The 19,418-nt window shown below is 39.2% G+C and carries 16 protein-coding genes; 11 read left to right on the forward strand and 5 right to left on the reverse strand.

What is annotated here, in order from left to right; translation table 11 throughout:
• Positions 1-37: 37 nt before the first annotated feature.
• Positions 38-934, reverse strand: coding sequence for an IS3 family transposase (locus KZE55_RS02010; protein ID WP_261313284.1), 897 nt, complete (start codon positions 932-934; stop codon positions 38-40).
• Positions 934-1,470, reverse strand: a complete 537-nt coding sequence (locus tag KZE55_RS02015; protein WP_222258867.1) for a helix-turn-helix domain-containing protein — start codon at positions 1,468-1,470, stop codon at positions 934-936. The genes KZE55_RS02010 and KZE55_RS02015 overlap by 1 nt, the downstream gene beginning before the upstream one ends.
• 194 nt (positions 1,471-1,664) lie before the next feature.
• Between KZE55_RS02015 and KZE55_RS02020 the strand changes: the two genes are divergently transcribed.
• The 8 genes from KZE55_RS02020 to KZE55_RS02055 all read left to right on the forward strand — a co-directional run bounded on the left by KZE55_RS02020 (position 1,665) and on the right by KZE55_RS02055 (position 14,059).
• Positions 1,665-2,405 (forward strand): hypothetical protein, encoded by a 741-nt coding sequence (locus KZE55_RS02020; protein ID WP_222258869.1) that lies wholly within the window; start codon positions 1,665-1,667, stop codon positions 2,403-2,405.
• Positions 2,406-2,427: 22 nt separating this feature from the next.
• Positions 2,428-3,153 (forward strand): hypothetical protein, encoded by a 726-nt coding sequence (locus KZE55_RS02025; RefSeq protein WP_222258871.1) that lies wholly within the window; start codon positions 2,428-2,430, stop codon positions 3,151-3,153.
• Positions 3,154-3,339: 186 nt separating this feature from the next.
• On the forward strand, positions 3,340-3,549 hold the full coding sequence (locus KZE55_RS02030) for a helix-turn-helix domain-containing protein (protein ID WP_222258872.1): 210 nt from the start codon (positions 3,340-3,342) through the stop codon (positions 3,547-3,549).
• Between the two features lie 19 nt (positions 3,550-3,568).
• The gene (locus KZE55_RS02035) at positions 3,569-6,583 is read left to right on the forward strand and encodes an Eco57I restriction-modification methylase domain-containing protein (protein WP_222258874.1); all 3,015 of its coding nucleotides are present in this window, start codon (positions 3,569-3,571) and stop codon (positions 6,581-6,583) included.
• A gap of 129 nt (positions 6,584-6,712) precedes the next feature.
• Positions 6,713-8,062 (forward strand): IS4 family transposase, encoded by a 1,350-nt coding sequence (locus KZE55_RS02040; RefSeq protein WP_222257956.1) that lies wholly within the window; start codon positions 6,713-6,715, stop codon positions 8,060-8,062.
• A gap of 115 nt (positions 8,063-8,177) precedes the next feature.
• On the forward strand, positions 8,178-8,612 hold the full coding sequence (locus tag KZE55_RS02045) for a hypothetical protein (RefSeq protein ID WP_222258876.1): 435 nt from the start codon (positions 8,178-8,180) through the stop codon (positions 8,610-8,612).
• Entirely contained in the window at positions 8,605-12,066 is a 3,462-nt protein-coding gene (locus tag KZE55_RS02050) for a phospholipase D-like domain-containing protein (RefSeq protein ID WP_222258879.1), read from the forward strand. The genes KZE55_RS02045 and KZE55_RS02050 overlap by 8 nt, the downstream gene beginning before the upstream one ends.
• Positions 12,067-12,349: 283 nt before the next feature.
• The gene (locus tag KZE55_RS02055; protein WP_463674776.1) at positions 12,350-14,059 is read left to right on the forward strand and encodes an IS1182 family transposase; all 1,710 of its coding nucleotides are present in this window, start codon (positions 12,350-12,352) and stop codon (positions 14,057-14,059) included.
• On the opposite strand, the gene KZE55_RS02060 is transcribed toward KZE55_RS02055, so the two are convergent.
• Positions 14,038-14,955, reverse strand: coding sequence for a hypothetical protein (locus tag KZE55_RS02060; RefSeq protein WP_222258881.1), 918 nt, complete (start codon positions 14,953-14,955; stop codon positions 14,038-14,040). The two genes, KZE55_RS02055 and KZE55_RS02060, sit on opposite strands and share 22 nt — an antisense overlap.
• A gap of 263 nt (positions 14,956-15,218) precedes the next feature.
• On the opposite strand from KZE55_RS02060, the gene KZE55_RS10460 reads away from it, so the two are divergent.
• Together KZE55_RS10460 and KZE55_RS02070 are read left to right on the forward strand one after the other, a co-directional pair.
• Positions 15,219-15,281, forward strand: a complete 63-nt coding sequence (locus tag KZE55_RS10460; protein WP_302500217.1) for a hypothetical protein — start codon at positions 15,219-15,221, stop codon at positions 15,279-15,281.
• A gap of 289 nt (positions 15,282-15,570) precedes the next feature.
• A complete protein-coding gene (locus KZE55_RS02070; RefSeq protein ID WP_222258883.1) occupies positions 15,571-15,915 on the forward strand; it encodes a hypothetical protein in 345 nt (114 codons plus the stop codon).
• A 60-nt stretch (positions 15,916-15,975) separates the two neighbouring features.
• Here KZE55_RS02070 and KZE55_RS02075 read toward each other — a convergent pair whose 3' ends face one another.
• Both KZE55_RS02075 and cbpA read right to left on the reverse strand, forming a co-directional pair.
• Positions 15,976-17,325, reverse strand: a complete 1,350-nt coding sequence (locus KZE55_RS02075) for an IS4 family transposase (protein WP_222257956.1) — start codon at positions 17,323-17,325, stop codon at positions 15,976-15,978.
• Positions 17,326-17,993: 668 nt separating this feature from the next.
• Positions 17,994-18,632 (reverse strand): cyclic di-AMP binding protein CbpA, encoded by a 639-nt coding sequence (cbpA, locus tag KZE55_RS02080; RefSeq protein ID WP_047770394.1) that lies wholly within the window; start codon positions 18,630-18,632, stop codon positions 17,994-17,996.
• A gap of 210 nt (positions 18,633-18,842) precedes the next feature.
• Here cbpA and pth point away from each other — a divergent pair, with 210 nt between their 5' ends.
• Positions 18,843-19,403 (forward strand): aminoacyl-tRNA hydrolase, encoded by a 561-nt coding sequence (pth, locus tag KZE55_RS02085; protein WP_222258885.1) that lies wholly within the window; start codon positions 18,843-18,845, stop codon positions 19,401-19,403.
• Positions 19,404-19,418: the final 15 nt, after the last annotated feature.

Here is a 19,418-nt window from a genome sequence, read left to right on the forward strand (position 1 = left end):
TTGAAGTGCAATACAAAAGTTGGACAAAATTAGATAATTAAGCTGCTAGGGCATGATTCCGATATTCAACGGGGGTCATGCCTTTAGTTTTTAAAGAGATTCGTTCATAGTTGAAATAGTGAACATATTGTGTAGCTAACTGCTTAAATTCTGACAAATTCTTGCACGGTGGAAAACCGTTAAGTAGTTCGGTTTTGAAAAGATGGAAAAAGCTTTCTACGGGGGCATTATCCAAACAGTTGCCCTTACGGGACATACTTTGTACAAAATGATGATTTTTAAGCCGTTGAATGTAGTATGGAAGTTGATAGTGCCATCCTTGATCAGAATGGATAATTGGGGTTGCGGTGGCTGGTAACTGATTCTCTAATTGTTCTAGGGTGTTCATAATTAATAAACGATTGGGACTATCACTGACTTGAAAGGCTAAGACTTCCTTACTGGCTTCATCAATCATGACTGAGATATAAGCCCACTGTTTATTAGCCAGCTTAATTTGACTAACGTCAGTGTGAATAACCTGATACGGATTCGTTTCGTTGAAAGTTTGGTCAAGTAAATTGTCCGCGGTGGTACCCACATGACCCTTATATGAGTGATACTGATGATTGCGATGACGATTATACATACTAACTTGAACACCTAATTGATGCATCAATGACTCAACTGTCGTGTCTGCTAAATGAATTCCTAGTTCTTCTAATTTTGCTTTAACTCGTCGATAACCGTAGGTTGATCGACCACGAACACGGCCTTCTTCCACAATCTTAAGAATGACTTGTTTTACACGAGCATACTTAGTGGATGGATGGGCAATCCGTTGGCGCTCATCATAATAAGTAGCCTTAGGTAATTGAATTGTTCGCAAAATTTCGCCAGTGGTAAAGCGTTGTTCTTTTGGACGCTGTGATTGTTCTGCCCTGATCTGATCCACTATTTGTGTTTTGGCGCGTGCTTTGAGGGTCCGAACAGGGCCAGAGATTTTTTTGTGATTCCTAGCTCCAATTTGGCCTCATGTAACTCTTGATTCTTCTTGGCAAGTTCTTCTTTGAGCCGGTCGAGTTCATTCCTCTCAGCCAAATGACGTATATGTTTTGGATTATGCTTCTTATTCACCTTTGGCGGCCTACCTTTCTGATGAGGCTTCAAAGCTTCGATGCCGTCACGTTGAAAAATATTGACCCAATAACTTACTTGTGTAGGCAACAGGTCAAACTTAGCTCCAACCTCAGCTAATGACTCCTCATGAGTTTGGTAGTAGTTTATCACGTTTAGCTTAAAATCTTGTGTAAATACTCGTTTATGACGCCGTCGTTTTAGCGCTTGAGATCCATTCATCCTAAATAATTGTACCCACTTATTGATGCGTTTCTTTGAAACATGGTAATTGTTAGACGATTCAGCTGTGGGGTTACCAGCTAAATATTCACTAACAATCTGTGATTTTAATTCTGAAGAATATTTTGACATAGAAAAAGTACCTCACAATCATTGGATCCTTTGTCCAACAATTATGGGGCACTTCACACTGCTACGACTCTCTTTTTGAATTATTGACATGCTTTCACTAACTATTTAATAGTTTTCCGTAACAGAACTGCAAAAATACTGTAGAATAAAGTAAATAAGCTAATTTCTTCATACTATTTGTTGGGGTGGATACATTGAAAAAAGCAATACTATTATCGACACTGTTATTAGCTAGTCTTTCACTAACAGCTTGTGGGAGAACTTCAAATAATAGTCAGCAAGCCAAAACTAATTCTTCATTGAAGGCAGAAAACTCTTCACTTAAAGCTGAAAGTAGTAATCAGGCTAGTCAAAAGCAGACTAAATATAATGATTCCGAATATGCATTTGCTGCTTATTTGAAGTTACAAAATCAGAGTGCTTCAGATATTCAAGAAAATGATAGTAATATGACTTGGCAACAACAAGGGAATCGTTACACTATTGGATTTGGTGGGCATACAACATCAATGACAGTTAATAAGGATGATGTCACCGTTACATATGATGATGTTGAAGGCGACCACATGGGCAATGGCAATGGACATAGGACATATTCCAAGTCTGAATTGGCTAAGTTGATTAAGGAACAGAAACAGACTATCGATGATATCTTATCTGCGCAACGTCAAGACCAGGATTCCCAACAAAACCAATCCTCACAAACAGGTACACAGGCAAGTAAAGCTAATACTACTTCATCTAGTTCAAGCCAATCTTCTGATGATGCTCGTTATGATCTACCGCTTTCAGATCCTCGTAATCCCGATGGTGCTAAGCAAGCACAAATGATGAGCATTGCGGGTGACCCACAGTATCGTAATACTCCTGATGGTTCTGTTAATGCGCAAGGCCAATCACTGATGAGTAGTATACGTGGAACAATGCATAATTAATTTATAAAAGGAGAGCACTAAAATGAAAAGACTATTAAGTTTAATTGCTGTCTTATTACTTGGGGGTGCCTTATCTGCATGTGGCAATAATAGCAACCAGTCAAAAGAAAATAGTTCTTTGAGAGCTGAAAACTCTAGCTTACGAGCTAAAAATAGCTCCAAGACTGATGAAAATGTTAATAAGTACAAGGATGATGAATATGCTTTAGCAGCATATTTGAAATTACAAAATCAAACTGCTTCGGACTTAGAACAAGACACCGCAAATATGAATTGGCAAGCAAATGGCAATAGTTACACAATTGGTTTTGGAGGCCATACTACTACCATGACTGTCAATAAGGATTCTGTTGATGTTACCTATGATGAAGTTGAGGGTGACCATATGGGATCAGGTAATGGTCATAAAACGTATAGCAAGAAGCAATTAAACAATAGCATTAAGCAACAGAAGAGTACTATTGATCAACTCCTGAATAATGATAATGGTTCATCTTCAACAAAAGTAAATAATTCTTCTGCTAATAATCAATCATCTCCTGCAGGTAATCAACAAACCCAAGTAAGTAATACGACGTCTCAAACAACAACCAATCAAAGTGATCCTAATGATGTTGCGAGAGCAAAGGGATTTAAGGATGTCGGTGGACATTCCGCCGCTGAATGGAGTCAATGGGAGGCAGGAGAAGAAGCTGTCAACAGTCCTGAGAATCTAGCGCGCTATCAAGCAGAACATGGAAGTAATTAATAGCTTTAGGACTAGAAGCGAATATTTTGGAATTAAATAATTTCCAAATAAAATGTGTATTTTATAAACGAAAACTCTCACTCAGAATATGGGTGGGAGTTTATTTGTTTCTTGTCCTTTTTTGCTATTGTTATGCGTACCATACGGTACTATCATAATACTGTAAGCACTTTAAGGGGTGATTTAATGAAAATTAACCTTAATGATCCCGATATTATGGATGCTGGAGATGCATCTGAAATTTGGGGTCATGCTAAGAATTATGTAAGAAGGACTTATAAGAGTGATCCTTCAAAATTCCCTGAAGGGAGTATCCGTAAATTCGGTAAACAATGGATCGTTACCACAGAGGGAATGGAAGCTATTACTGGGGTCAAGGACCCTCGTAAAAGGTAATTCAAATTAGGAGATAACTATGACTGAAACAAAAGAACAAACTTTAATTCAAAGTATGGAAGGCGACCAAGAATCAGCTAGAATCCTTTCTGAATACTTAGGGTATAAAATCGGTAAGAATCCTGTTGACCCTGAAGGAGATACTCGTATATTTTTTACGGACACTGATAATGGTCAAAATATAGCAGTAGTGGCTGTCCTCCCTCTACCAGAGCTAACAACTAGCTCAACCACAGTTGATGTCCGTAAATTATATGAAAAGGTTATTGAAATCAAAGATAATAAACTGAGTGTTGACTTTACGGTTCCTGTAATTGGCTTTATTGGTAAGAAACGGCTTGTTTTTTTTAAGACTGTTGGGGGCAACCGTGATACTCGTCTCGACCTTAACCCAGCAACTATTGATAAAGACCTCTACATTCGTAACCTTAGTTATCTAAAAAATGAAAGTATTGTTGTGGAAACGAGCCCTTTTGGATTTGGTGCGGAAGCTAAGGTTAATGACGGAGCCTTTAGGAGAGAATTGTCTTCAGGCTTCCTAACGATGGTTTCAATGTATCGGAAAAAACTTTCTGAGTGGATCACAGCTTCTGATCTAAAGAACCAACTTTATGATTTGGTTGATGATAAAGCCAAGTTCTATATCAAACGGCGAGATATAAATTCACTGGCCCAGAACGAGTCTTACAAGTCCGTCCTTTCAACTGTTGTCGATACCATTTCTTTACGCCAACTTATGCGACGGTTTCTGGAAGGGTACTACGGTGCTGATTCATTTAATGTGAATGGAATTGCTCTTGGTGTTGGTAGTGGAACACTTGACGAAGCCATTGAACGTGCTGTTACCATTGCCCGCAATATGGGTGAAGAAAAGAAAATTAAAAAGATCAACCGAGAAAAGGCGCCGATTGAGCAGTTAGACCTTTTTAACCTTGGCTTTACTGATGAGGAACTAAATGTTACTTCGCGGGTTGAAGTCAAAAAAGGCCAAGGTGATTATATTGCTGATTTAAGCAAGAAGGCTAACGAACAATTCCGCTTAGCATATGGCGGTGACCTTTTTGCTGGCAGCATTGGCAAAGTGGCCACTAAGATTGATTACGAATTAGCCAAGCATAATAAGATCGACTGGGTGAAGCCCTATATTGACACGAAAGCCGGAAATTACAGTTTTCGTTTTGAGGATATGCCACCTGAAGCTATTGAAAAGCAATATGAAGATTCAATGAGTCAGAACGTTCAGATTGCTTTTAATAAGGAGAAAAATAAGCCAGAAGTTTTCTTCGGCGACGATGAAGTTGAGCAGAAAAATAAGGGGGCATATTACACCGACCAACGCTTTGTTAACTACATGGTTAACCAGACAGTTGCTCCTGAATTTCAGAAGCGATTCCAAGCAATTAGTAAAGCAGTGAAGGGTGGTAAGGCAGAAGAAATCGACCGTACAATTAAACATTTGCTCAATTTAAAGATTGCCGACTTTTCCTGTGGCGGTGGTTCTTTCTTGCGCGGCGCTTTCTTAAAGCTTGCCGATCAGTTTCAGCTGCTTAATAGTTTGGACTACCCAGAAAAGATTAAAAATAAGTATAATTTCTTGGATGGTTCAGCTGATAGTCAATATCAGTGGGAAGACTATGTGCTTAAACACATGATCTATGGCGTTGATATTGACTACAAAGCAGTAATTATCGCCAGCCTAACACTTACACTTTCAACTCTTCAACATAAGCCTAAGAACACAAAACTGCCTCAATTAATCGGACGAACCTTAATCCATCAGAACTCGCTTATTAATGCAGTCCCTTATTACAGGAGAGAAGAAGTATTTGCGAAGTATAAGGACGATATTGCCAGACTACGTAAACTGAAGTTTACAGATTTCAACCAATTTATAAAACTGAGAGATAAGTTAACTGATAAGGTCATCCCCGAAGCTGGAGATGTGGCAAACTATGCCGATTTCCTTAAAATTGGTTGTATTGAATTCGCCTTACCCGAAATTTATTTTAACGAGGATGGCAGCCTTAATATTCATGGTGGAATGGACATTGTTATTGGTAACCCACCTTGGGATAAATGGAAGAGCAACTCTGATGAGTTTTTCTCTCAATACGATGAGAGATATCGCGGCCTACCGAATAAGCGCGCCAAGGTTGAATTAGAAGAAAAAATAATAGCTAAGATGCCTATTGTTGCTGAAAAATGGCATGATGAGCAAGGAAGAATTAAAGCTGGTTCTAAATATTATAGATTGAATGATAATTTCCGTTACCAATCATGGAAAATTAATGGAAGAACAAAATCATCTGATTTGAACTTATACAGACTTTCGCTAGAGCGCTTTACTCAATTAGCAAGAAAAGATGCTTCATTCAGCGTATTGGTTCAGGACGATTTTGCGATGGGAGATGGGTCTACTGGTGTTAGACATTTAGTTTTTGATAATTATCAAATTGATGAATTCCTCTCATTTGAAAATAGAAAAGGAATATTTACAGCGGTACATAGAAGTTATAAATTCGCTGTTTTATCATTTAAAGGCAGGAAATCTAGCACCGAGAAAAAAGGGTTTAATGTGTTCTTTTATCGTCATTCAATTGAAGATCTAAATAAAAATGACATAAAACTTTTTTACCCATTCAAGGTTTTGTTAAATATGGAACCAGATACTTACGCAATGTTTGAAGCAACAAGCAAGGATTTATTCGAGCTAATTAAAAAAATTGATTCTCGTTATCCGGCAATTAGGAATAGTAACATTATTCAATTTAAGCGTGAATTTGATAAGAATCTTAAATCTACTCATTTAATTAATTTAGATTCAAAGCCTAATTTAATTCCTGTTGCAGAAGGAAGATATTATAACCAATTTAAATTTATGCGAAGTAAATTAAAATATGGTTTGCCTATTGAATATGTTAAAAATAAGGTAAAGGAGGATCTTAATGAGTATCAAGTGTCTGTAAGAAGAATAGCTAGTTCTACCAATCAAAGAACTTTAATAGCCTCCCTAATTCCACCACTTATTACCTGAAACTTGAAAGCCCTGAATTGCAATGAAATCATTGTGGTTCAGGGCTTTTGGACGAAAAAAATAAAAAACGCAAGAACTCTTACGCTATACTTTAAGTGTCAAAATCAAAGTAGAAAAGAGTCTTGCGCTATGCAAATTATAAACCATTTCAGTACTGAAAACGATTCTCAAAACATTATTTCTCACTTCTTAAGCCTAATTGGTCTAGCTAAGCTAACTCACAGGGTGAATTTTAAGCGTCACTCATTATGTTCATTGAAAATGATCGTAGCTTGGTTAATGACAGCTCATTTTGAGCGTCTTTCGATCAATCGTGCTCATCCAGATTGCCATTTTACCCCAAGAACGGCACGGAATGTTTTGAATGATGGCCGTATTAACTGGCAGAAATTAGTCTGTTTAGTAGCGATTCAATTAATTCGCATCTTAACCCCGTTTATTGATGGTCGACGTCGTTTGGCATTAGTGCTTGATGATACTCTGTTAGCACGTCGTTGGTCCCAAAAGACTGAATTATTAGCCAAGACCTATGACCACGATAAGCACGAGTATGTAAATGGTTACCGTGGCTTAACTCTCGGTTGGAGTGATGGTAATACTTTTTTGCCTATTAATTTTGCTTTAATGTCAACTCACCAGCCTGCTAATCTGATTGGATGCTTAGCGCAGATTACTGACCAACGTCAAATTGCCGGTCAAAGAAGGGCTCAAGCTCAACGCCCAATGAACCAAGTGGCTCTAGAATTGATTAGACAAGCGCAAACACTAGGCGTGTCAGCTAAATACGTCCTTTTTGATTCTTGGTACAGTTCGCCGAAGATGTTTTGGCAACTCGCTCAGCTTCAGCTTTTTGGTGTGGGTATGCTCAAACGCAGCGCAAAAGTCTATTATCGATATCGTGGTCGTCACTATAGCATTAAGGGTCTTTATCAACGTTTAGCAGCTTCTAAAATGAATTGTCGGCATCACTATCTTTACAGCAGTGTCATTCAAGCCCAATATCATGGCCATCAGTTTCCGCTAAAAGTGGTTTTTGTATCCAAAAAGGGGCACCGTCAGGACTACCTAGTTTTAGCGACCACTAACTTAGCTATGCGGCCAGAAGAAATCATTCAATTGTACGGACGCCGCTGGCAAATTGAGACCTATTTCAAAGCTGCTAAGCAGTATTTAGCTCTTAATCGATCACAAATTCAAAGTTACGACGGTCAATGTGGTTATATTGCCGTCACCATGATTACTTATGACTTATTGGCTTGGCAAGAACGACTTAATACTGATGATCGCACAATTGGTGGACTCTTTTACATTATGAATCAAGCACTGCCAGATATTCGTTTTATGGACGCATTGGTCTACTTATTTCATGAACTGGGTCGAGCTGAGCTCAGCCTAACTGATCACATTGATGACATCATTAATCGATTCATAGCTCAGTTGCCAATAACGATCCAAAAAGCATTGAATACTGGCATCTAAAAGTCTAATTTAGGCTGAGAAAAGCCGAAGCTGACGCAGCTCCGGCTAGTTTTCGTGCTTTCAAGTTTCAGTTATTACTTCTATGAATGTCCAAACTCAAATAAATGCTAATAAGATGGATATGAAAAATAAGCTTTTTATCCTCGGTGTCTTGAACTCGTATGTTTTGGACTTGGTACTACGTTCGGTTATAACCTCTTCTTCTGTAAGTCTTACCTCTTTATACACTGTACCTCTACCTAATGAAGAAGACTTTAAGGATAGTAATTCTATAATTCAAATTGTTAAAGAATTACTTAAAGAAAATAAAGACGAATATGGAGATTTAGATGCGTTGGTCCCTGGAGAAGATTATCAAGGCTATAAACATGATACTTTAATTGCAGAACTCAACGCTAGAGTAATGATTGATTTCGGAATAACCAGGCAAGAAGCGATCACATTAATGCGTACCTTTAAAAGTGCTAAATATAAAAAATTTGTGCAAGAGGAAACCCAGCGAATTATAGACTGCTATGATAGATTAAGCGAAGGTGACCAGAATGAGTAGCCAATCAATTGAACATAAATTATATTCAGAACACGTTATTGATAACCGCCGCGTGTCAATGGTTGATGCTCTTAAATACTTGTTAAAGCAGGAAGAGTTTAAAACCCTGGATGTTGCAGTGGGGTACTTCTATATCACCGGTCTGTTACTATTGAAAGATGAGTTTACAGATTTCATGGATCGGCGAAATGGCCACTTTCGGATCCTAATGGGGAACGAAACTAATGGAGATACCGTTAATGTTCTAGATGGCTCTAACTATCGAAACTATGCTGAGCTAATTGCATCTAAGAGCAAACGCGATACACAAAATATTTCTGATAAAGAGTTTCTTGGCAAAATTGCTGAGTGGATTACCTCTGGCCGGATAGAAGTGAAGGTTTACGTTGGCCAGGCTAATTACTTCCATGCTAAAAGCTATTTGTTTGCGTCTACCCTTAATTCTGATCGAGGAACAGCTATTGTCGGTTCATCTAATTTTTCAAAGGCCGGGTTGCAAGGAAACACCGAGTTGAATGTACTTACCCAGGATGGATTCTTTGCTCTACATAACTGGTATAACGATCTTTGGCTATCCAATGATGAAGTTGCTGACTTTTCGCCCGATTTAATTAAGATCGTTAAAAGTAGCGGGGCTAAGCAAGCTGTTCAAGAATATATTCCAGTTAAGGAAAATTACTATAACTTTGCCAACATGTATGGCCACCCATACTCTGAATTAGATCCTAAACAAAACTGGGTTAAAGAACTTTACCAGCACCAGCGCACTGGGGTAATCAGTGTTAAAGAGAAACTCGACTCATTAGATACAGCAGTGCTTTCGGATGGTGTTGGGCTTGGAAAAACCCGGACAGCAGCAGGGGTAATTAGACTTTACCTGGCGTCTGAAACTATCAATAATATCTTAGTTGTAGCTGACACAAAATTGAAGGGCCAATGGCGGTCAGAACTAAAGGCAGTGGGGGTGAAGCCTAATGATTATCAATTTATCTCCCGCCAAAAGCTGGTAGAACTGCCTGATAAACAATTACGAGAGGCAAATTATACCTTAATGGTGATTGATGAGGCACACCTTGGCTTCAAAAATAACAACACTAAGGCCTACCGCAAAGTAGCCATGATGAAGCAGGCCAACCCAAAAATGAAGGGCTTGATGATGACAGCAACTCCTTGGAATAACCAGCGGGAAGATGTTATCAATATTGGATCATTGTTCTTAAACATTGATGCTATCCCGAATGACCGCCTATACAAGCAATACTTTCTTTTGTCCCCAAATGTAGTGTCAAATAAGGTAGTCAAACGGTTAGCAGCCGATGATAGGGCCTTTGAGGAATTCTGGAATGATATTTACTTGCAGCGAACTCGGAAGACTTACGGTGGCCAAGGAGCACGATTTCCACACCGGAACTTTCCAAGCGTTGATATTCAATACGAACCACGGAAAAACCAAATTTTTGCGGATAACTTCCAGATTATTGAGCAACTGAAGTTCCCTTATCAGGACCCCATCAAATACATTGATGATAGCAAAGAAGAACTTGGTGCCAAACAGTTGAAGATGATGCTTCTGAAGCGGGCTGATTCAAGCTGGGAAGCCTTTGCCAATTCTTTGCAGCATATTGTTGATAAGTTGGAGCAGCTTAAGAGCCTGCATCTGGACCAGTTTGCCCAGCTCAAAGGGCACGGTCTCCTGGAACACTACAAAGCTTATCTGGGAGTGGCCTATCATCTAACCGAGTATCAATTCAAGAACATCGGCGCTTTCGATGCATTGGATGAGACACAGGGCGCAGTTAAAAGTGCTGACCAGAGCATGCAGGCCAAGGTCCGTCAGCACCAATATTTAGAAAAAATTACTGCCCAGGTCGAAGGTATTAAGCTCCCCCAAGCTAAAAAAGCAGTTGCTCAGATGACAGCCGACTGTGACCGGGATTTAGACACTTTGAAGTCTTTGATTAGCAACTTGAAGGCAGCTTATAGCAAGATTGACGAGAAGGTTGATAAGATTATTCAGTGTGTCGATGAAGAGCATCAAAAGGGCCACAAGGTTCTCCTAATCTCGCAATTTGCGGATACGGTTCGGTATTACTATGAGCGTCTGTATCAGCATTATAACGGCTCCAAAGTCACGTTCCCGATGGGTATGATTACCGGCGGCATTAACAAAGGTAACGGAGAAACAAATGCTATGCTAAACCAGAAGAGCTCCAATAAGGCAGATGTTCTAGTTCACTTCTCACCTATCTCAAAGAAGAGGCCGGAATTAATCAAAGAAGGCAAGACGATTGACCTGGTAGTGGGGACAGATACTGTTTCAACCGGACAAAACCTACAAGATGCCGTAACCTTGATGAATATTGACCTGCCATACAATCCGATGACACTTGAACAGCGGATCGGACGTATTGACCGGCCTTTGCCAGAAAGTAGTGATAAGGACCAGATCTACATCTACACGTTTCCTATTTACGAGTCCATTAACTCACAACTGAAAATGCTAAAGCGGTTAGGAAATAAAATGGCTGGCGTGCTTAATGACACCGAGTTTGATAACGTGGTGCTGCCTCAATACGAAGGCTACTTGAAGGCCAGTCAGGCTAAGAAGCATAACGCTGTTAAGTCGATGCTTGATCAGACTGAGAAACAATTGATGAATCATACAAAATTCTCTTCTGAAAAGCATTCCGAGGCTTATCAAATGGCTAACCGACGTATGTACAACTTCAAGGTTAATCAGATTAAGCCACAAAAACACCCTCTGCTACCTACATATAGTTTCTCTGACAATTCTGAGCAATTTTCCGTAGTAGTTATGGAAATTAACTATAAGGACGTTAATGGTGCACAAATAAGCCGTGAGAGAGTGCTGGTGAATGCGGATAAGGGAGAAGAAATAGGCATCATTGACGCTGAAAAGAATCTTAATGAGGCCATCAATCATGACTGGCATAACTCACAAGCTCTTTCTATATCGGTTGCATCAGCCAAAACTCAAAGTATCCAAGAAGGACTTGGACAGGTCAAAAAACGGCTGGTTGAGCGCTTAAACAAACAACGAGAATTTTTTGATGAGAACTCCCGGAGTCTTACGAACAGTACGGCTATTCGGGCAGCCAAGAATCTTCGAGAGAGCGCAAGCAAGAATGAAAATATGGTTTTGCAAAAGCTCCAGTCTGTGAACGTTGAACCAAGACAATTTGGGGACATTATCCAGTACATCCAAACAATCGACAAGGATGATGACCTCTTCCCAATAGTTAAAGAAATTGCCGGGAATGCAGATGTGTTCTGGATGAACATCAAAGACTACATTGAGTTCTTCAATCCTGACCAGATCAAAGAAATGGAGCGGGTGGGGAAGAACATTAGACGAGTAGATCAACGGAAAGCTGACCTTAACCAGACAGATTATCGCGTATTGACAGGCAACCTGGTTTTACCATACAAGTAGAAACTAATAAAATAGCGAATTTAATGAGTATAATGGAAAAAGCAACTCTGTACTTAATTCGAGTGGGAATAATTGAAAGATTAATCCACAATTCAGTTTTGCATTGATAGACTTACACCGACTATCGTTTTAACAGGATATTTATAAAACTGATATTTTATATAATCAAAGGGGCTGTGACATAAGTCCCAAATAATTGGAGTTAGATGAAATTTTCGGATTTCATTTAACTCCATTTTCCTTTAAAATATTAGTAAAAGAAAAGACATCGACTTGACCGTCGATGCCTCCAAAATACCCTCGAAAGGATACAAAAACATTGGAACCTGATTATAACATGAATCAACTTAGTTTGAACATACCTACTGCTTATGAACCTGAGTTAAATCATCCAGCACGTTATATTAATCGGCTGGTTGAAAGCTTAGCGCTGCGGCGACCCAATATTATGGGTCGACCAAGAGAGTATGATCCACGAATGCTGTTAAAGTTAGTTTTACTGGCTTACAGCTATGGTATCATTTCCTCTAGGAAAATTGAACGCTTTGCTCGTGAAAACATTGTTGCGATGTGGTTGACTCAAGAACAGCGTCCAGCCTACCGCACCATTGCTCGCTTCATTGTCTCCCAAGAATTGGAAGATATGATTCAGAGTAGTTTCAAGGAATTTCATGACTATTTAAAGGCTCAGGGAATGATCGATGAGGCTTCATTCATTGATGGCACTAAGATTTTAGCTAACGCAAATAAGTTTTCCTTTGTTTGGAAGAAACGCACCATTAAGTATCGCGAATTAAACGTTGAAAAGGCTCAAAAACTAATTCGTGAAATTAAGCAAGCAGAAGTTAAGATTGATGTTGATGAAGATAGCTTTGACATTGATCAACTTGATACGATTATTGCCTTACTTGAACAACGGATTGAAGAGTTAAACCAACGGGTGGCCGAAACCGCAAAGGTTTCGCCCAATCCGGTCAAGCAGGAACGACGTCATGCCAAAAAGTATCTCCATGCTTTAGACCATTGTCGTCAAAAGCATCTTGAATACCAAGCCCAATCGCAGATTGCTGGCCAACGTAATAGCTATTCCAAAACCGATCATGACGCTACTTTTATGCGTTTAAAGGAAGATCCGATGCGTAATGGTCAAACAAAGCCAGCGTATAATCTTCAAATTATGACTAGCTCACAGTACGTGCTGGGTTATGAACTCATGCAGAACCCAACCGATACTAGAACATTAATCCCATTCTTATCTCATCTCGCCCAGAACGAAGTTTTGGGGCGAGAAATTGTTGCCGATGCTGGTTACGGATCAGAACGCAATTATAAGTATATCGAAGATGAGCTATCTGATTGTACAGCTTTAATTCCTTACAGCACCATGATTAAAGAGAATAGCCGTAAGTGGCGTTCTGATGATCGAAAAGTAATGAACTGGGAATATCATGAGGCTGATGACTTTTATGTAAACCCACAGGGCGTCCGATTCAACTTTAAACGATACGCATACCGAAATGATAAATACAAATTCCGTCGTGATTTCAAAGTATATCAAGCAGAGAAGTATGATGAGAATCATCAAATTATTTCTCAGGCATTAACACCATATGGGAACACTAAGTACCTTATGGTGAACCCACAGTGGGAATATTTTAAGTCGAAAGCTCGCGAGTCGCTTTCAAATTCCAACACTTACTCCCGTCGTAAGTACGATGTAGAGACTGTTTTTGGTAACTTGAAGGCTTATTTGGGTTTTAAAAGATTCACAGTACGTGGTCTTAAGAAAGCCAAAAGACAAATTGGGATTGCTTTAATGGCATTAAACATGAAGAAAATGGCCGGAAGGCCGCTCATTTTCTCAAAATATTCAGATAATCAAAAAGCTCCATTCAGAATTTTTGTTAAATTCCGAATGGAGCTTCTGATTCAGAGGCTTTTTGTCACAACCCCTTTTCTACTGCATGATTACTATTTTTTATCCTTCTTATAAATGTCACAGCCTAAATTAACGGCCAAAGTTTCTTCCATATTTTGGGTCTGAAATTTTATATTACACATCATTTCATCAGGAGCAAGGTCTTGTTCAATAGAATCAATAGCTCGTTGCATAGCTTTTATAAAATTACCATTTTCGTTAATGACATTTATAACTTGTCCCTGTGAATAAGCAATTCGGTCTAAGTGATAACCCTCCGGTGCAGGACCAAAGGCAACTTGCGGAGCATTATGCTTAGTTTTTCTGACTCTACTTTGCATTTCAAAAGCTGAATTTTCCTTTTCAACATCAGTAGGGAAGGGAATCCTTTGTTCAGCATTGAGGAAAGGCTTTTCCTTTGGAGAGATAGTTATAGAATTAACGTCTAATTGATTATCACTTAATAGTAAAGTTTTATTGTATGCTTTAACTATCCTATCATTTAGTTTAAACAAAAGTGGGGTAATGTCTGTTTCAATTAGTTTAGAGGTACTTGGATTGCTAGATTTTATAGGGAATGTATCATCGTTACCTGTAATATCTACATAATAGAGTCCCTTGTTACTTTTTTTGCTTTTAATTGTATCGAGTTTAGATAATAGATAATTTTTGTCTACGGTCTTTTCTAGCTTTTTGTTATCTAAAATATTATTAATATAATCAGTATCGATTGCTAGAATGCGGAAATTAGTAATGATATAAAAATCATAAGATAGAAATGAAGGGCTGTCATTATGAAAAATATATAGAATATCTTCGTTTGCGTAATAATTGTCCGACTTTTTTAAATCAAGTTGCATTGGATTATCCAGTGCGGCAGAATAAACAATATCTAATATAACAGCACTTAAATCATCATTTTGATTAAGGTCATAATTTTCTTTACAATTTTTGGCATATCTAATATACATAAGATCATCTCATTAGTTTAATTGATTTTCTAATATTTTATTGTAACGCAAAACATATAAAGCTAGACTATTTATAAATAGCGAAAGCGTCTCACAATTTAATGTGGGACGCTTTATTGGTTAAATATCATAACAATGCTAAAATTACATAGCAGGCAAGTTTAATGGACGGTGGCCGACAAACATTTCGGAGGTGGTTCCTATGAACCTTAGACTGATGAAAGGATTATCGGCACATGAGCGCTTACCAAGCACTTATGTTAATGCTGGCTTTTGCGACTTTCATAGTTGCTTTGCTGACTTTTATTTTCACATTTTGTGCATAATAAAAGACCGTCCTACTAACTTTGGCCGGTTACGGACGATCTTTTATTAGCTCTAAGTAACCAGGTCACCGTCTTTGAAACGGGCCTGCTTTTTATGTACTTATATTATAACATGAATGAGAGTTAGTGAGTAGCTGACGAATGCTCAGTGATGTTGTTTTATAAAACATTCATTTTAGAATGCTAATTAGTGTTCGCTTTTAGCCTTGGTAATTGTTTGATAAATATTATTGACATAAGGATTTATTCTTCGATAAACTAACATTGTTATTCAAGGAGGAGAAACCTTATGTCAAAGAAAAATAAGTGGATTCTAGGTGTTTTAGTTCTAGTCATTATAATTATCGGGGGAATCTTTGGCTATAACTATTACAGAGAAAATAGACCCGTCGGTATTTATAGAATGGATTATGTAGTTTCATCAAATAGGCATGAGCCTATTAAGCCGAAAAGTTATATATGGTTAAAGAAAAATAAAGAAGCAGTTACAATAATATCTCCTACATATAGTGAAGTTTGGTACGGCAACTGGAAGCTTAAGGGTGACAAGATTGTTGTGACTCAGAGAATACCAAAAGTATATTTTGGCAAATCAAGTGCTTATGTTAAGTCAACCTATGAAACTGAAACTTGAAAGCACGAAAACTAGCCGGAGCTGCGTCAGCTTCGGCTTTTCTCAGCCTAAATTAGACTTTTAGATGCCAGTATTCAATGCTTTTTGGATCGTTATTGGCAACTGAGCTATGAATCGATTAATGATGTCATCAATGTGATCAGTTAGGCTGAGCTCAGCTCGACCCAGTTCATGAAATAAGTAGACCAATGCGTCCATAAAACGAATATCTGGCAGTGCTTGATTCATAATGTAAAAGAGTCCACCAATTGTGCGATCATCAGTATTAAGTCGTTCTTGCCAAGCCAATAAGTCATAAGTAATCATGGTGACGGCAATATAACCACATTGACCGTCGTAACTTTGAATTTGTGATCGATTAAGAGCTAAATACTGCTTAGCAGCTTTGAAATAGGTCTCAATTTGCCAGCGGCGTCCGTACAATTGAATGATTTCTTCTGGCCGCATAGCTAAGTTAGTGGTCGCTAAAACTAGGTAGTCCTGACGGTGCCCCTTTTTGGATACAAAAACCACTTTTAGCGGAAACTGATGGCCATGATATTGGGCTTGAATGACACTGCTGTAAAGATAGTGATGCCGACAATTCATTTTAGAAGCTGCTAAACGTTGATAAAGACCCTTAATGCTATAGTGACGACCACGATATCGATAATAGACTTTTGCGCTGCGTTTGAGCATACCCACACCAAAAAGCTGAAGCTGAGCGAGTTGCCAAAACATCTTCGGCGAACTGTACCAAGAATCAAAAAGGACGTATTTAGCTGACACGCCTAGTGTTTGCGCTTGTCTAATCAATTCTAGAGCCACTTGGTTCATTGGGCGTTGAGCTTGAGCCCTTCTTTGACCGGCAATTTGACGTTGGTCAGTAATCTGCGCTAAGCATCCAATCAGATTAGCAGGCTGGTGAGTTGACATTAAAGCAAAATTAATAGGCAAAAAAGTATTACCATCACTCCAACCGAGAGTTAAGCCACGGTAACCATTTACATACTCGTGCTTATCGTGGTCATAGGTCTTGGCTAATAATTCAGTCTTTTGGGACCAACGACGTGCTAACAGAGTATCATCAAGCACTAATGCCAAACGACGTCGACCATCAATAAACGGGGTTAAGATGCGAATTAATTGAATCGCTACTAAACAGACTAATTTCTGCCAGTTAATACGGCCATCATTCAAAACATTCCGTGCCGTTCTTGGGGTAAAATGGCAATCTGGATGAGCACGATTGATCGAAAGACGCTCAAAATGAGCTGTCATTAACCAAGCTACGATCATTTTCAATGAACATAATGAGTGACGCTTAAAATTCACCCTGTGAGTTAGCTTAGCTAGACCAATTAGGCTTAAGAAGTGAGAAATAATGTTTTGAGAATCGTTTTCAGTACTGAAATGGTTTATAATTTGCATAGCGCAAGACTCTTTTCTACTTTGATTTTGACACTTAAAGTATAGCGTAAGAGTTCTTGCGTTTTTTATTTTTTTCGTCCAAAAGCCCTGAACCACAATGATTTCATTGCAATTCAGGGCTTTCAAGTTTCAGCTATGAAATAAAAAAGAATGGCGATTGGGAACAAATCGGCAATCGTAAAGATAGAGATTATTTCAATAAAAAGGATGCAATTACTGAAGAAGAGTTTAATAAGAACTATAAAAAGTATAAAAAAGAACTAGATAAGCTAAGAAGTGAATCAAATAAAGACAATAAAAATATTGATTCAGATCAAAGCAATAGCCAATCCAATAATAAAGAAAACACTAGCGATAAAGGTAACAGTCAAAATGCTGATCCAGATGAGATTGGCAGAGCAGTTTACGCCCGTGTTTTCCCATCTGAACAGGTTGATTCTGTTGAAAAAGACGGAGATAGTTATTATGTAAGCAATGAGTATCATAGCGCTGATAGTACTGTTGAGTTCCAAATTAATGGCGATACGGTTACCTACTGGACACAATCTGATAGTGATACAACCGCAGGTGGTAAGAATGATGCTCATACAGTAAAGATTGCTGATTTACTTGGAAACTAGACTATATTAACAAAAAGGGCACTTCATCTTTCCGCTCCTCTTTACTTTTTAATACTGATTATGGAGATCTTCAATTTCGGGGACCTTAAAGCCCTTCTTTTCCAACCGTTTAACCACCTTGATCATCTTGTCATGGTCGACGTTCGCCGGTAGGGTAAAGAGAACCTGCTTCATTGCCGAGTGCTCAGGGTCAAAGGAAATGACGTTTACAATCTGGCAGTAACGGGTAATTTCTTTGCTGGCGTTCATCAAAGAGCCCCGTTCGTCCGGAGTGGTTACGGTCAAAACGTAGCTGCCGTTGTTGACGTTCCACCCCGCAGCGAGCATCCGGAGCATGCTGTTGTGGGTGAGGATGCCATAGAACTGGTTTTCATCGTCAAGGACAGCGATGTATGGTAGGTCACGCATGGCGAAGAAGACGGAGAAAAATTCGGCCTTAATAGAGACAAACTTAGTGGCGTTCTTCAAAAGGGCGGTGACGGGGAGGGACATGTCACCGTTCCGGGACTTATGGCGGTAAAGGTGCATTTTATAAATGTTTCCCCGAAAAATGTGACCACTCTTATCGAGGACGGGCACACACCGAAAACCAGTATCCTCAAGCAACGCCAGGGCTTCACCTAAAGTGGCGGTCTCGGGCAGAGTCGTCAGGGTGTCTTTTTTCTTAATCAGTGAACTAAAAATCATTTTTAACTTCCTCGAATCCTATTTAATGCACTCCAATCATAACATATTTCGAAAACAGTATGAGAATAAAATGAGAAAAATTAGAGGACTCCACAGGATACCAATCGTTTTAGTTTTGGACGCTTCTACTGTATAATGATGAAGATATTATTGCTGGACGGGGGTTATTCCCGTGCGGCCTTTTTGTATTAAAAAGGGGAGAAAAACACAATGAAAATGATCGTCGGTTTAGGAAATATTGGCTCACGGTACGACGAGACGCGGCATAACACGGGCTTCATGGTGGTTGACCAGCTGGCCCTTAATTACCACCTTGGCGCCTTTACCCATTTAAAACAGGAAGCGGTGGCCGTCAGCGGAGTCATCAATGGTGAAAAGGTGATGCTGGTTAAGCCGACAACCTTCATGAACGATTCTGGCCGGGCAGTGGGCCCCCTTGTGGACTATTACAACCTCGACCTTAAGGACCTGGTGGTGGTCAACGACGACCTTGACATGCCGGTTGGTAAGGTCCGTCTTAAGACCCACGGGGCATCCGGTGGCCATAACGGATTAAAGAGCATTATCAGTGCCCTCGGTACGAAGAACTTTAACCGGGTCAAGCTGGGGATTGATCACCCCCAACACGGGACGGTCGTCAGTCACGTCCTGGGTAAGTTTACCAAAGAAGAGCGGCCTAAGTTTGACGACGCAGTTGAACAGGCCGAGCACGCGCTGGAAGACTGGATTAACGGGGAAGACTTTGCCAAGTTGATGAACGATTATAACTAAGAGAGGTGTAAAAGA

The organism is Limosilactobacillus panis (genome assembly GCF_019797825.1).
GTDB lineage: Bacteria > Bacillota > Bacilli > Lactobacillales > Lactobacillaceae > Limosilactobacillus > Limosilactobacillus panis_A.